The 523-nt window shown below is 72.8% G+C and carries 1 protein-coding gene; it reads right to left on the bottom strand.

What is annotated here, in order from left to right; genetic code table 11:
- Positions 1-519 (bottom strand): condensation domain-containing protein (locus K7G59_RS34435; RefSeq protein WP_225840678.1); only part of this gene is annotated, 519 nt, incomplete at its 3' end.
- Positions 520-523: the final 4 nt, after the last annotated feature.

Below are 523 nucleotides of genomic sequence, written 5' to 3'. Positions count from 1 at the left end.
CACGCGCAGGAGCCGCCCACCGTCCAGCTCCAACGGTCTGCGCGCCTCGGCCGCCATGAGCTCCCGTGCGGCCCGCTCCCTGTCGGCCGTCGGTACGTCACGGACGTCGTGCACCACCGGAGTGACCGACCACGGCGCGTCCACGATCTGGGCGGGACGGCCTGAGTCGTCCGTGACGAACCGGGTGCGCAGCACCTCGTGCCGGGTCACCAGACCGGTGAACGCTGCACCCAGCGCACCGACGTCGAGCGTGCCCCGCACCCGCAGCATCGTCGGCACCAGGTATTCCGCGCTGCCCGGCGTCAACCGGTCCAGGAACCACAGCCGCTGCTGCGCGAACGACAGCGGCAGCGGCCCGCTGCCACGGTCGACCGGCACCAGCGGCGCCTCGTCGGCCGTCTCCAGCTCGCGCACGACCCCGGCCAGTGTGGCCGGTGTGGGCGAGGTGAAGAGGGCACGCACGGGGACGTCCACTCCGAGCCGCTGCCGCAGACGCGACGTCACCTGTGTCGCGAGCAGTGAA

It is taken from the genome of Streptomyces sp. NK08204 (assembly GCF_020400585.1).
In the GTDB taxonomy this organism is placed as follows: Bacteria; Actinomycetota; Actinomycetes; order Streptomycetales; family Streptomycetaceae; genus Streptomyces.
This window is presented reverse-complemented; position numbering and strand designations above follow the sequence as displayed.